We start from the raw sequence: 13,225 nt of genomic DNA on the forward strand, positions 1-13,225 counted from the left end.
TATTTATGAAGCATTACGAATCCAGTCTGCGGACGAACAGCACGGTGGATCAGGCGCAGGATTCTGTGACCAAGCTGCATAATGCTGTAACTCAGGCGTTAAGCCATCCGGCGGAACAGATGATTGACCAGGCGGAGAATAGCCTGGAGCAAGCGGAGGAAGCTGTTCGCCATGCTCCTGAAGGATCGGTCGGCGGACACGGTGTAGACTTGACTGAAGACAGGCTGGCCGAAGAGAAACGCAGACTCGCTTCACTGGACGAACCTGGCGGCAAGGCCCGTAGCTAGAGCTAGAGCTAAAGCTAAAGCTAAAGCTAAAGCTAAAGCTAAAGCTAAAGCTAAAGCTAAAGCTAAAGCTAAAGCTAAAGCTAAAGCTAAAGCTAAAGCTAAAGCTAAAGCTAAAGCTAAAGCCTGAGCAATCAGCCAGTGTGATCTGCTCCGAGTCTGAAGCTGGCCTGAATTCGGCAGGCTATTAAGCACCTGCGTTACTGCTGCAACAGGCATTTCCGGATTTACTCCGGGAATGCCTGTTTGCTATATAAGAAGCACTAAAAAAATAACAAAAAGCGAAAGAAGCGGAGGGGGAATTTGGAACTGTAGGAGCGATAGCGCCCGCCTGAAAGCTTTCCGAAGGAAAGCTCGCTACGGAAGCATACCCAGTCACCGGATTTCCACTGCGAACAGCGGTAATAATCAAGAAATCTGGGGGCGGGCAGCGGCCGGAAGTCCAAATGTTCACCGCAGTGACGACTAAGCTTCACGTTCAAATCTTAAGTGCGTCTTATATATTTATCTAATTAGGGGCCAGCTTATGCAAACTTGTGCAATCATTCGGAGTGAATAAGGTTATAAGGTATCAGGCACATCTATAATATACGTGAACCGGATCAGGGGAAGGCTACGTAGTAATACCACTAAGACGCAGACGCAACAAACATGACAAGACCATTCATTCAAGGGAGGCATAAATATGCCGGAAGCTACTGATTCACGGGTACCGCTGGAGACACCGGAGACACTGCATGCTGAGCTTGCCCGGATTGCCAAGTGGGAGAAAGAGCAGAATAAGCTGATGATCTGGGACCGGATTACCCGCCTGCCGTTCAAGCTGCTTGATAAAATCACACCGAAGATTATTCATGAGAAGGTAGGCACGCTGCTGGATGAGCTGGGCAGCTACATTCAGAATGGCGGCAACTATCTGGTTGCCGGGCGCAAGGTAGGCACGCTGATCGGGGAGGCAAGCGTGGCAGCCGGGGGTACCGGCACCGGGCCGTATCCGCTGGCTGTGATGGATGCGGCAGCGCTCCGGCTCTCAGAGAGGAGCCGGAATACGGCAACTGCCCAAGGGGCAACTACCGGCTTCGGCGGAATCTTCACTCTTGCTGCCGATATTCCGGCTGTGCTCGGCCTTTCATTGAAGGCCATCCAGGAGATTGGCCTATGCTATGGCTACGATCCGACGGATAAGGCGGAACGGATATTCACTGTGAAGGTGATGCAATTCGCATCCTCCGATATTGTCGGCAAGCGGACGATTCTGCGGGAGCTGAATTTGCAGGCCGGCGGGGACGGCAACATCATTGCCGGAACGAACGCGGCAGTCTCGAAGATTCAGGGCTGGAAAGAGGTTGTTATGGTATACCGTGACAATTGGGGCTGGAAAAAGCTGCTCCAGACTGTTCCGGTTGCAGGCATGTTCTTTGGCGCGTATCTCAACCGGAAGACGCTGGAGGATGTGACGGAGGCTGCCCGTATGCTATACCGCAAAAGACGGATTATCGCCAGGCTGGCTGAGCTGGAGCTGAAATAAGTGCTCTAATTGAAGCGGAACTGCGCCTGGATGGCAGCGGGGCTGCCGGCAAGGCGGGCATCATGAGATAGAGGCAAGGATTACTGCCCTGGGGCTGCATTCCTTGCCTCTATTTCAGGAAAGGTATAAGGGTTCAGCCGCCTATGGGGCAGTTGAACCGAACGCCAGCCCTTTTCCGCCCACAGGTATTAGCTTGACCGGCTCGACTCCGGCAATCAGCGGCATGGCCCGCTGGATCGTGGCACGGGTGGCCTCCAGGGCAAGGGAAGCAGCATGGGCTTCCGCACTGCTCCATACTTCTGTGACCCAGAGGATATCCGCCTCGGATTCCGAGAGGTTCACGATATACAGCTCGCATTCTTGGACAGGCTCAGCCGCCGCTGCGGCTTCCAGCAGAATGGCAGCCAATGCCTCCCGTTCACCCGGTTTAGCGGTGAATTTCGCGTACATTCCGAATTTGCTCAACCTCATCACCCCAGCATGTAGTTATCCGCTCCAATAGCGGAGTTGATCAACATTATTTTACCAGAAACAAGGAGGGAAAGAATGAATCGAATAGATCAGCAACCTAACATTGATGAATTAATCGGGCAGGCGGAAGCCTTCATCACTGCATGTTACCAGGAGCTGGACAAGTCAGAGAGTGAGCGGGAGCGGCGTCTTGCACATATACGCGAAGAGGTGATTCTTACGGGCACCTATATACATACGGAGGAAGAACTAACCCATGGGGCGAGGATGGCCTGGCGTCATAACAGCCGCTGTATCGGAAGGCTGTTCTGGCATTCGCTTACAGTGCTTGATACGCGCGGGGCAGAGACTGCGGAGGAGGTGGCCGAGGCGTTATTCCGGCATGTGGAGCATGCGAATAACGGCGGCAGGATCCGGCCGGTCATTACCGTATTCCGCAGCGGAGAGCAGCCGGATAGAGCTATCCGGATCTGGAATCATCAGCTGATCCGTTATGCCGGCTATCCCGGGGACGGGGAGCAGCCGCGTGCCGGTGATCCTGCGTCGGATGAGTTCACTGCGGTCTGCCGGAAGCTGGGCTGGCAGGGGACAGGCGGGGATTTCGATATTCTGCCGCTTGTCATCAGCATCGGCGGGGAGGAACCCCGGTGGTTCCCCGTCCCGCCGGGACTTGTGCAGGAGATTCCGCTCACTCATCCGGAGATCGGACGGTTCCCAGAGCTGGGCCTGCGCTGGTACCCCGTTCCGGTTGTCTCGGATATGTGCCTGGAGATCGGCGGCATCCGTTACCCGGCGGCGCCCTTCAACGGCTGGTATATGGAAACGGAGATCGGTTCCCGGAATCTGGGAGATACAGAACGGTATAACCGCCTGCCGGCAGTGGCCGATCTGCTGGGCCTGGACCGTTCGACTAATACCTCGCTGTGGAAAGACCGCGCGCTGCTGGAGCTGAACCGCGCTGTACTGCATTCCTTCAAGCAGGCCGGGGTCAGTATTGTCGATCACCATACAGCGGCAGATCAGTTCGTCCGCTTCCAGGAACAGGAGAAGCGGCAGGGGCGCGAAGTATCAGGCAAATGGGGCTGGCTGATCCCCCCGATGTCGCCTTCGTCCACACCGATCTGGAACGATAACACCTTGAGGGATTTGCATCTAAGTCCGCGTTTCATGTACCAGAAGAAGGCGTACGCGGACAGGTTAGATGCAGCAGCCGGTCCATCCAGTGAAGCTGGCGGCTCTGCCTCGTTGCATGCGGGGACGGATGATCCGGCAGCAGAGTCTGAGCAACAGGGCGCTGCCGAAGCGATGACATGTCCTTTCCATCACCCTCACTAACTCCGGTCCAGCGTCCGGTCCGGCAAAATAAATAATTATATGAAAAAATAATTGGCTTAGCGCCGCGTGCAATCTCTCTGCACGCGGTTGAGAGGGGGGGCTGTGGTTGTTTATTTAAAGATTGAAGTATATACTGCTAAACAAGAGAGTGATTGATCAATAACCTAAAGACAGCCAAACGATCACCTATTATTCCGGCAGAAAGGGAGACCTATATGAACAAGCAATCGGGCACTATCCGTTCCAAAGGAGAGGAGACCGTTCCGGTAAACCGCAGGGAGCAGATTCTGGAGTCGGCTGTAGTTGTGTTTGCAGAACATGGCTATTACCGGGCTACAACCGCGCAGGTGGCCGAGAAGGTGGGGATATCCCAGCCGTATATCTTCAAGCTGTTTAAGAATAAGGAAGAGCTGTTCATTGCTGCGCTGGAGCGGGCTTTTGAACGGATTCTCCGCACCTTCTCAGGGCTTCAGGCTCCCGCAGACCATCTCCTTGCAGAGGCCATTCAGCTATACGAGCAACTGATGGAGACCCATCCGAATGAGATTATTCTGCAGGTGCAGGCCATCGGCATCCGGGATGAAGCTATCCGCCAGTCGATGCAGGCTGGAATTCTGGAGGTAACCCGTCTGATGGAGAGCAAGTTCTCGGCAGCAGGGTTTGCGCACCCGGAGGTGGAGGTGAGCACCTTCATGGCTAACGGTATGCTCTGCAATATCGCCCTCACGCTGGGAATGCCGGAGCTGAAGCCGAAGCATCTATAAGCATCGCGGGGCGGGCTAGGGGATGATCGGAGTAACGGTGCAACAAGCGCTGGAGGAGGATTAAACAAAATGCAGAGCCACAGGCAAGAGTCAGCTGCATAATTCCCGATCCAGCCGGATCATCATTTTTTCAGGCTCAAGTAGTGACTGATCAATAACTTAATAATGTAATGGATAACTAGCAAAGAATTAGCAAAGAATTAAGCAAAGAACAAGCAAAGCTTGAACGAAACGAAATAGTGGTACGTGTCCATCATTTTCATTATGAACGCAGGTAAGTAGCCAGGAAATAGATAATGTTGTACGTATTACAACTTGAGCTCATGAATATGGTGGGATTCGTAATTAATGTTGTACGAAATACATGAATTGTTCCGCTTAGCCGCCTGAATCAGATGGAATGCTGCCTTTTGTGCAACAATTTTCAATTTAGCCCGATTTCATGGGTAGAATGTTGTATTTCGTACAGGATTTCAGTTAACAGCTTAAATTTAGTTCAGCTATATACCATTTATTTTTATTTTTATTTTTATTATTTAGTTAGTGATCAATCACTAATAATAATTAATAATAAATAACAATTCATTATACCAGGAGGAATTTCAAATGATAAACAAAGCGATGGTACTCGGAGCAACCGGAGGGACAGGAACGGTGATTATTGCCGAGCTGCTTCGAAGAGGGATCGGGACTGTAGCCTTTGGGCGCTCCATGCCGAAGCTGGAACAGCTCGCGGCCAAGCTCGGGAATCCGGCAGGGCTGAGCCTGCAGACCGGGGATGTGTTCCGGGCGGATGATGTATTTAAGGCCGCGCGCGGGGCTGATGTTATTTTTCACAGTGCATCGGTGCCTTATCACGAAATGGCCGCGAAGCTGCTGCCGATGGGTGAAGCTGTGATGGAGGCCGCGAACCGCCTGGGGGCGAAGGTAGTGGCTGTAGACGGGATTTATCCGTATGGCAGAAGAGTGAATGAGCAGCCGATTGACGAGAACTATCCGAAGAATCCGCATACCCGCAAGGGAAAAATAAAGCTGGAATTCGAGCGGATGTTCTTCAGCCCGCGCTGGAGCGGCACGAAGGGAATGATTGTCCGTCTGCCGGATTATTACGGCCCCACCGCCAATGAAGCCTCTTACCTCGGATCGACGCTTGAAGCCATAGCTGCCGGTAGACCTGCGATGTTCATCGGCAATATGAATGTTGCGCGTGAATACGTCTATCTGCCGGATGCGGCAGTGATGATGGTGGAGCTCGCCCTCCGCGAGGAGGCCTATGGGCAGAACTGGAACATTCCTGGAGCGGGCGTGATCTCCGGTAAAGAGATCGTCCGGATTGCCCGCGAAGCCGCCGGAAGCTCGAAACTGGTTATCCCCTTAGGCGCAGCAGGTTTGTCACTGCTCGGCCTGTTAGTACCGGTAATGAAAGAGATTGTCGAGATGCTGTATCTGACGAAGGAGCCGCTGCGGCTCAGCGGTGCGAAGTACGAGCGGGTAGCCGGGCCGGTTCCGGCCACGCCTTTTGAACAGGGGATAACAGCGACGATCCATTCCCTCCAGAACCGTGCAGCTGAAAATGTACAAATCCCCTTATAAAACAGGAGTAATCTGCAGAAGATAGAAATAGTCAGGTTTCCCAATCTGTGATACTATTTATTTCTATATACAATGAGGAAGTGAAGCTTAATGATCAGCATTACCATTCCAGCACCGGAAGTTACTATTTTTAAGCAGGAGAACCCTGTGCTCAGCAATATTTACGGATTTACGGACTTTCACCTGATCACCCGCGAAGCCGGCGGCATCTTCATGTTCTACAATGACAAGGATGAGCTGCTGTTTGTAGGCAAGGCACGCAAGCTGAGACCGCGGATCAAGAAGCACTTCGAAGATAACGTATCGGTCATGAAGCCACACCGTGATGAAGTTACCAAGATTGAAGTCTGCATTGTGGAAGACCCGGTCGACAGAGAAATTTATGAGACTTACATTGTGAATAAGCTTAAGGCGAAATACAATGTGGAGAAGGTACTGTATAAATAATGGTTTGGATGAAAAGCGTGGTCTGCTTCCTGCGGACTGCGCTTTTTTGCTGTTCAGTACATTACTCTGGCCCTAAGGTGCTATGACAACACGCCGGAATAATCCGGGATTTTCAGGCGCGGTGTGGTCCTTGTTTTTCGGGAACGTCCAGTACAAATGGCATAGGTGGTTTATCCTGAAATAAGCCTGTCAGCGGCTTGTATGGCGCAACTTAGGCCTTTGGATACATTTAGTAAAGTTAGATACTAAGGCTCACTAACGCATCCGCTAAATCAACTATAATAAACTCGTATATGCTCGACATATTTTGACATTTATAATGAGGTGATTATATAGATGGCGGCTCCGTTTTTTAAGAAGAAAGAAGCTGTGGACAAACCGGCCAAACCGGGTATGGTTCAAAAGGTTCAACTGGCCGAACTTCCGCCCGAAGATAGCGATAATTATGAGAAGGCTGAAAGTGCTCCCGGCCTCGTGTCCGTCGGCAAAGCGCAGCTGGATAAAAAGTCGCTGGATCTTGTCTTCGCAGTAGAGCAGATGATTCAGGCCCGAGCGCATGCTGAAACGAATAACCATGAGCTGCAGGACCGGCTGAATCATTCCAGCAGTCATGTGGAGAGGCTGGGACGGGATCTCAAGAACCTGAACAAGGTAATTGAAGAGCGGGAGAAGAGCATCCTGGAGCTAGAGCATAAGCTGGTGGAGAAGAATCTGAAGGTGGACCAGGTACTGGAGGACTACCGTGAGCTGCACACGACCCTGTCAGGAGAAATGGATGAGCTCAAGAGCACCATTGATCTGGAGCAGCAGAAATATGCCAATCTTGTACAAAAGCATAATGATGCCATCTCCGAGAAGCTGAAGCGGATGAATGAGCTCGAAGAGAAGATCGGGCGCCTGGAGACAGAGAACAGTCACCTGAAGCAGAAATACGATACGGTCCGGCAGGAGAAAACCTACCTCTCCAGCATGATCAGCGATTTCACCAACCGCATGACCGTACCCTTTGGCGGAAGCACTCCGCCGGCAGAGCGTAACGACAGCAACGGAGATACATAGGACTTATGCCAGTACACCCGGCGAACGCTGCTCGGATGGTAGAGCTGCTGTCCCTTGAGCAGAGGCAGGGCGTCTATCAGATGGAGGTAGGTTTAACCCACAGCAGCGGTTCCGCCCGCCAAATACTAATCATCGATGAATATACATATGTGCAATTGAGTATGCTTGGCCCCTTCGCGGGTCAGCGTGTGCGTTTGTCTCTCTATCCCAAATGGGACCCCTTCCGCCGCAGTTTTTTCAGCTCCCTGATCAAAATGAACCAGACGTTTAGCGAAACGCTGTATTATGCCTGCTCTGAGGAGTATGCCTCGCAGCTTGTAAAGGCGCGGCAGGAGGAAGAACGTCCAGCCGGGCCCGGGCCTGCTGCTCAGGTACCGTCACTTGAATTGCCGCAGCACAGACCTGGACATCTGAAGCGCAGCCGCAGCCTGCGGCCTGCTCGGGCCATATTGCTGCGCGGTATTCTGTTCAGCTGCCTCATCGCATTGTTCCTGCTGCGCATGGACGGCAAGCTGTTCAGCAACAGCGCAGAAGCCCATGAGGACCCGTTGCAGGCGGCCGTAGCTGCGGACGTCAGCAGCAGTCCCCTTTTTAATGTTATACCGGTGATCCAGACGGCGGCCTACCAGAGCAGCGAAGTCCCGGCAGTCCGGGAAGAGGTTCCGGAAGATACCCTGGAAGATACCCCGGAAGATACCTCTGCAGCGGCTCCTGAGACTGCGGTTGAAGAGATTGAACTGGACGGGAACAGCTATGAATACAGCCTGCCTCAGGGTTATGTGGCCTTATCCTTCGACGATGGGCCCTCGCAGTATACAAGGCAGATCGTAGATATTCTGGACGAGTATGGTGTGGCGGCGAACTTCCTGTTTATTGGACAGAACGCCAGCAGCCGCCCGGCAGAGGTCAGCTATGCTAATGAGCATGGCATGCCAGTAGGCAGCCACTCCTGGGATCACAGTGATATGACACGGAACAGCCCTGAGGAGAACCGCCAGAATCTGGAGCGGGCCAGCCGGGAATTGGAGTCGAACATGAACTCGGCGGTAACTATCTTCCGTCCGCCTTATGGTGCAGTTAATGATGAACTGGCCGCTGAGGCGAAGCGGCAGCATATGAAGCTGCTGCTCTGGAACCGGGACCCCGAAGATTGGAAAGCCGATAATGCCCCGCAGGTTCTCCGTTATTTCCATACAACGGACCCGTCCGGCGGCATCTACCTGCTGCACGAAAAAGCAGTTACGGTCCAGGCGCTTCCTGAGATCATTGAGTATCTTCAGGCACAGGGACTGAAGTTCGCCGTCTTCAAATAAAAAGCAGGAAGCGTATCCCGGATCGCGGGGTGCGCTTTTCTGCGTATGTGCACGGAAAAGACCCGGAATCGGCAGCGTTTCCCCTTGTTTTAATAAACAAAATTTGAGACAATAAGTTATTGTTGTTGCTAATGTCCCCCGCAAGGTAGAATAGATTGATTGAACTTTAAAGTTTTGAAAAGAGGATATGAAATGAATAAAGAATCCATTTATGGATTGACTTTGGAACAACTGACCGCCTGGCTGCTGGAGCATGGGCACAAGAAATCCCGTGCATCTGCTGTCTGGGAATGGCTATACCGCAAGCGGGTTACCAGCTTTGCAGAGATGACGGGGATGAACCCGGACTGTGTACAGCTGCTGGAAGAGCATTATGTCTTTCAGACGATGGAAGAGCATGTGAAGCAGGAATCGGCTGACGGCACTGTCAAATTCCTGTTCCGCTTACAAGACGGCAACCTGATTGAAACGGTGCTTATGCGGCAGAAATACGGATTATCCGTCTGCGTCACCACTCAGGTCGGCTGCAATATCGGCTGCAGCTTCTGCGCAAGCGGGCTGCTGGCGAAGAGCCGCGATCTCACCAGCGGCGAGATTGTCGAGCAGATTATGAAGGTTCAGCTTGATCTGGATCAGGCCGGTCTTGGGCAAAAGGTCAGCCATGTAGTCGTAATGGGCATCGGTGAGCCGTTCGATAATTTCCGGCATCTGCTGAACTTCCTGATTACGATCAAGGATCACAAGGGTCTGGCCATTGCCGGCAAAGGCATTACCGTATCCACCAGCGGTCTGGCTGACAAAATCAGAGAATTCGCCGACGCCAATATGCAGGTCAATCTGGCGATCTCCCTGCATGCGCCGAATAATGAGCTGCGGACACAGATCATGAAGATCAACCGTGCCATTCCTATAGAGAAGTTAATGCCGGCGATTGATTACTACCTGGAGAAGACCAACCGGAGAATTACCCTGGAGTATATCCTGCTGAAGGATATCAATGACCGTGAGGAGCATGCCCTGGAGCTGGCCGAGTTAATCGGAGACCGGCGCCAGCTGGCGAATGTGAATCTGATCCCGTATAATCCGGTAGATGAGCATAGCCAGTACCAGCGGAGCGAGCGGGAATCCGTGCGGGCGTTCTTCGATACGCTGAAGAAACAGGGCGTCAGCGTCAGCACCCGGCTGGAGCACGGAGTCGATATTGATGCGGCCTGCGGACAGCTGCGCAGCAAGCAGATCAAGAAGACCAAAGGCAAGGCAGAGGTGCAGGCAGCGCAGTTTCCCGGATAAATTAGGCAGCAGTTTGTCATCATAAGTACGATGCTGTCTTGTAAAAGGACAGCAAAGGCGTTTCTACTTGTGTTACAATAATCTGGCAGTGATTTGAGAAATGAGGAATGCGACGTGTTGACATTTACAAGCTACACCGTGGAGAACGTAAGAGATCCTTTTGGAATACTAAGCGGCAAGCGATATGAGTTCGTCATTAACCTGGATGTGCCGGAAGATGATGAGCTATACGTAGAGAACGGTGTTTCGGCCCGCGTAATTGTGAAAGTGGAAGAAGAGCAGACAAGCATTGTCAGCTACGATCTGCAGGAAACATCGTCAGGCAAGGTTCTCGATTTCGATATGGAAGAAGACGAGGAAGCAGCACTGGTTCTGTTCTGTTCAGAGCATTTGCCTGAATAAGACTTGGCTGTAAGTGCTGGAAGGAAACTGCTGAACCTGGCGGTTTCCTTTTTTATGCCGTGAACCGGGTGAGCGCATGCCAAAAACGGGACTGCCGCAGTCATCTGCAATGATGACTGGACAGTCCCGTTCTTTTTTCCCATAAACGTGCTACAAGCAGCCTTCCACATAATAATGAATCTGCTTGTTCCACCACGGCCAATCGTGACCGGCATCATGTCCCCAGTAGTCGATCCGTGCGGGAATTCCCTTGCGTCCAAGCACATCCTGAAGCAGGCGGGTCTCGTGAAGCATCTCATCCTCATACGCGCCTTGTCCGACGCAGACGATGATATTGCTGCTGCGGTACTGGTTAAGATAGTATTCATCCGTCAGTCCCGGCAGGTAATGCAGCGGTGAATTCAGATAGATATTCTCGCTCATATAGTCGCCGAAGAAATAATAGGTAGAATAGACGCCGCTCAGGGCGATTAAGGTATCGAAATATTGCGGATAACGGAAAAAGAAGCTGGCACTGTAATAAGCGCCCATAGAGCAGCCTGAGATCAGAATGCGCTGATCGGTCCCGCCGTTGTTCTGCTTGCTCTGGTGGAGGATGCCGGGAATCAGCTCATGTGCGACATATTTATCATACTGCTCATGACGGTGAACCCGGTCCTCATTATTCCAGTGAGTGGAGAAGAAGGTCTCTTCATCAATACTGTCGCAGGCCCATATCTGCAGCTTGCCCGCTTCAATGAAGGAGGAGAGCGTGTCAATCATGCCCGAATCCTCATATTGATAAAAGCGTCCAAGCGACGTGGGGAAGACGAGCATCGGTTTGCCGGCGTGGCCGTATATTTTATATTCCATGTCTCTGCCCAGGTTGTGGCTGTACTCCTTATGGTAGCTTATCCTCATCCGTTAACACATCCTATCCCTCTTCTTGGTGAATATAACCTCTGATGTCCCTAACCTCCGAAAGCTCGGGAGAACGGAACTGATAAGCACTGTTACCCATCGCTCGGCTGAATACCTCTTCAATCTCGGCATAGTTCACAATCTGCCCGCCGAATGTGCGGTAGATGTCCTCGTGGCTGTGAGCGTAATGCTTATGATTTTTGCGGCTGGCATAGCCAGTGTAATATTTGCCTTCGTAAGGACCGCCGACCTCATTGTGTACGATCATGCTGGCCCATTCTTTATAGACATCCACATCGTATGCGAAGTTAATGGCATCGGTCATCCAGGCGCCCGGGGGACGCATATTCACTTCCAGGGCAATGATCCGGCCATCCTTGTGAGATTTGAACAGCTCGATATGGAAGAACCGTTCCCGGATGTCAAAAGCCTTCAGAATATTCTTCCCGGCCTCTTCAACCTCGGGGCTGATATCTCTCAGACAGAAATAGTAGAGGTGGTTATCCGTGTTGACGACCTCCATGACACTATTCTCGAACAGGTGGCTGACCGCGAACCGCACATTGCCGTCAATATCCACCAGCCCGTCATAGGTGAGGATAACGCCATCGATGAATTCCTCAATAATAAAGGCTACATCCTCTGGCTTAGTGTCAAAAAAGTGCTGCAGCTCCTCTTCGTTATTAATCTTGTACGTATTGCTGGCACCGGAGCCGAGATCGGGCTTAACCACCAGCGGGAAGCCGGCGCTTTGGATGAAGCTCTCCACGCTTTCACGCGTAGTCCCGGTGGAGAACTGAACGGTGCTTACACCGCTTTTATGGAAGAATTCTTTCATCTTGGATTTCTGCTTCAGGTTGGAGACGAAATCGGACTTGGTGCCGTAAATGTTGAAATCCGTGCGGATAGCGGCATCCTGCTCCAGCCAGTATTCGTTCAGTGACTCGAAGCGGTCAATCTTCCCGTATTTATAGGTGAAAAAAGCAACGGCCCGCAGGATCTCCTCGTAGCTCTCCAGATTGCTTACTTTATAATACTCCGTCAGTGCCGACTTCAGCTTGTCCTCCAGCTGGTCATATTCGGCATCGCCAATCCCGAGCACCGTCGCCCCCTGCTGCTGCAGCTGGGTACAGAAATCAGCGCTGTTCTTAGGGAAATGCGGGGAAAAGAAGATAAAATTCATGCAGAACCAGCCCCTTTGGCTAAAATATAATTCCGAGTTAAATTGTATGATTAATTCAATCTACCAGTTTCGTCATTATTCGTCAATCCTTAGTCTGGCTTTTGCAGCAGTTTCCGGTTGAGCCTGGCCAGCAGTCCGCTGAAGGTCTGGCAGTCCCCGGGAGACCAGTCTTCAAAAATCTGCTCATAGCGCTGCAGCCGGATGTCCCGGGCCTCGGCAAACGTCTGCGCACCCAGCGCGGTAATCTGAAAATAGCTCGATCTTCCATCCTGCGGATCAGGCACCTTTACCACATAATCCTTCGCCTCAAGGACGCTCGTCTGCCTGCTGATGGTAGAGGTATCGAGGCCGAATTCTTCGGCGAGCGCTTTAACGCCTACCTTATCGTGGTTCGACAGATGGTGGAGCAGGGTGTAGGAGGAGCGGTCCAGTCCGCCATGTTTTTTATCCAGTGAGCCGAGGCGGATTAGCGTAATGAGCTCATGGTTCAGGGTTTCGAGGTTTTTATCAGTCTGTTCATCAGCCATAGTTAGTATCCGTCCTTTATGATTGAGTAATTCTTAAGGTCCAGCCTTATATGTCTCCATATTATAAGTGATAATACAGCCCTAAGCGAAAGCTGCCGGTTATTTAGGAAAGCATAATGAAACTCTAAT

Annotated in this window: 15 protein-coding genes; 10 read left to right on the forward strand and 5 right to left on the reverse strand. The window is 51.8% G+C overall.

The genetic code is table 11. The features are described from left to right. The first annotated feature begins 5 nt into the window (after positions 1 to 5). The gene (locus tag MHI42_RS21585) at positions 6 to 287 is read left to right on the forward strand and encodes a hypothetical protein (RefSeq protein WP_342420618.1); all 282 of its coding nucleotides are present in this window, start codon (positions 6 to 8) and stop codon (positions 285 to 287) included. Here the strand turns inward: MHI42_RS21585 and MHI42_RS21590 are convergent. Then, the gene (locus MHI42_RS21590) at positions 252 to 503 is read right to left on the reverse strand and encodes a hypothetical protein (RefSeq protein WP_342420619.1); all 252 of its coding nucleotides are present in this window, start codon (positions 501 to 503) and stop codon (positions 252 to 254) included. The two genes, MHI42_RS21585 and MHI42_RS21590, sit on opposite strands and share 36 nt — an antisense overlap. A gap of 466 nt (positions 504 to 969) precedes the next feature. On the opposite strand from MHI42_RS21590, the gene MHI42_RS21595 reads away from it, so the two are divergent. Beyond that, positions 970 to 1,812 (forward strand): EcsC family protein, encoded by an 843-nt coding sequence (locus MHI42_RS21595; protein WP_342420620.1) that lies wholly within the window; start codon positions 970 to 972, stop codon positions 1,810 to 1,812. A gap of 141 nt (positions 1,813 to 1,953) precedes the next feature. Here MHI42_RS21595 and MHI42_RS21600 read toward each other — a convergent pair whose 3' ends face one another. Further along, positions 1,954 to 2,277 (reverse strand): antibiotic biosynthesis monooxygenase, encoded by a 324-nt coding sequence (locus MHI42_RS21600; protein ID WP_039294950.1) that lies wholly within the window; start codon positions 2,275 to 2,277, stop codon positions 1,954 to 1,956. An 81-nt stretch (positions 2,278 to 2,358) separates the two neighbouring features. Between MHI42_RS21600 and MHI42_RS21605 the strand changes: the two genes are divergently transcribed. The 8 genes from MHI42_RS21605 to MHI42_RS21640 all read left to right on the forward strand — a co-directional run bounded on the left by MHI42_RS21605 (position 2,359) and on the right by MHI42_RS21640 (position 10,486). Next, entirely contained in the window at positions 2,359 to 3,618 is a 1,260-nt protein-coding gene (locus MHI42_RS21605; RefSeq protein ID WP_342420621.1) for a nitric oxide synthase oxygenase, read from the forward strand. 215 nt (positions 3,619 to 3,833) lie between these two features. Beyond that, the gene (locus tag MHI42_RS21610; RefSeq protein WP_340989647.1) at positions 3,834 to 4,382 is read left to right on the forward strand and encodes a TetR/AcrR family transcriptional regulator; all 549 of its coding nucleotides are present in this window, start codon (positions 3,834 to 3,836) and stop codon (positions 4,380 to 4,382) included. Positions 4,383 to 4,988: 606 nt separating this feature from the next. Beyond that, positions 4,989 to 5,975: an NAD-dependent epimerase/dehydratase family protein gene (locus MHI42_RS21615; RefSeq protein WP_342420622.1), complete on the forward strand. Its 987-nt coding sequence runs from the start codon at positions 4,989 to 4,991 to the stop codon at positions 5,973 to 5,975. A 90-nt stretch (positions 5,976 to 6,065) separates the two neighbouring features. Further along, positions 6,066 to 6,422, forward strand: coding sequence for a nucleotide excision repair endonuclease (locus MHI42_RS21620; RefSeq protein ID WP_342420623.1), 357 nt, complete (start codon positions 6,066 to 6,068; stop codon positions 6,420 to 6,422). Between the two features lie 336 nt (positions 6,423 to 6,758). Beyond that, positions 6,759 to 7,481, forward strand: coding sequence for a hypothetical protein (locus MHI42_RS21625; protein ID WP_039294935.1), 723 nt, complete (start codon positions 6,759 to 6,761; stop codon positions 7,479 to 7,481). Positions 7,482 to 7,486: 5 nt separating this feature from the next. Beyond that, positions 7,487 to 8,794, forward strand: coding sequence for a polysaccharide deacetylase family protein (locus MHI42_RS21630; RefSeq protein ID WP_342420624.1), 1,308 nt, complete (start codon positions 7,487 to 7,489; stop codon positions 8,792 to 8,794). Positions 8,795 to 8,986: 192 nt separating this feature from the next. Next, positions 8,987 to 10,084 (forward strand): 23S rRNA (adenine(2503)-C(2))-methyltransferase RlmN, encoded by a 1,098-nt coding sequence (rlmN, locus tag MHI42_RS21635; protein ID WP_171719163.1) that lies wholly within the window; start codon positions 8,987 to 8,989, stop codon positions 10,082 to 10,084. A gap of 114 nt (positions 10,085 to 10,198) precedes the next feature. After that, positions 10,199 to 10,486 (forward strand): DUF6509 family protein, encoded by a 288-nt coding sequence (locus MHI42_RS21640; protein WP_039294928.1) that lies wholly within the window; start codon positions 10,199 to 10,201, stop codon positions 10,484 to 10,486. A gap of 150 nt (positions 10,487 to 10,636) precedes the next feature. Here the strand turns inward: MHI42_RS21640 and MHI42_RS21645 are convergent, their stop codons facing one another. The 3 genes from MHI42_RS21645 to MHI42_RS21655 form a co-directional block, all read right to left on the reverse strand. After that, entirely contained in the window at positions 10,637 to 11,386 is a 750-nt protein-coding gene (locus MHI42_RS21645) for an alpha/beta hydrolase-fold protein (protein WP_342420625.1), read from the reverse strand. Positions 11,387 to 11,399: 13 nt separating this feature from the next. Then, complete coding sequence (locus MHI42_RS21650; RefSeq protein WP_042140420.1) at positions 11,400 to 12,569, reverse strand: ATP-grasp domain-containing protein; 1,170 nt, start codon at positions 12,567 to 12,569, stop codon at positions 11,400 to 11,402. Positions 12,570 to 12,658: 89 nt separating this feature from the next. Then, the gene (locus tag MHI42_RS21655) at positions 12,659 to 13,096 is read right to left on the reverse strand and encodes a MarR family transcriptional regulator (RefSeq protein WP_342420626.1); all 438 of its coding nucleotides are present in this window, start codon (positions 13,094 to 13,096) and stop codon (positions 12,659 to 12,661) included. Positions 13,097 to 13,225 lie beyond the last annotated feature (129 nt).

The organism is Paenibacillus sp. FSL E2-0178, from assembly GCF_038593005.1.
GTDB classification, from domain to species: domain Bacteria; phylum Bacillota; class Bacilli; order Paenibacillales; family Paenibacillaceae; genus Paenibacillus_AQ; species Paenibacillus_AQ phytohabitans.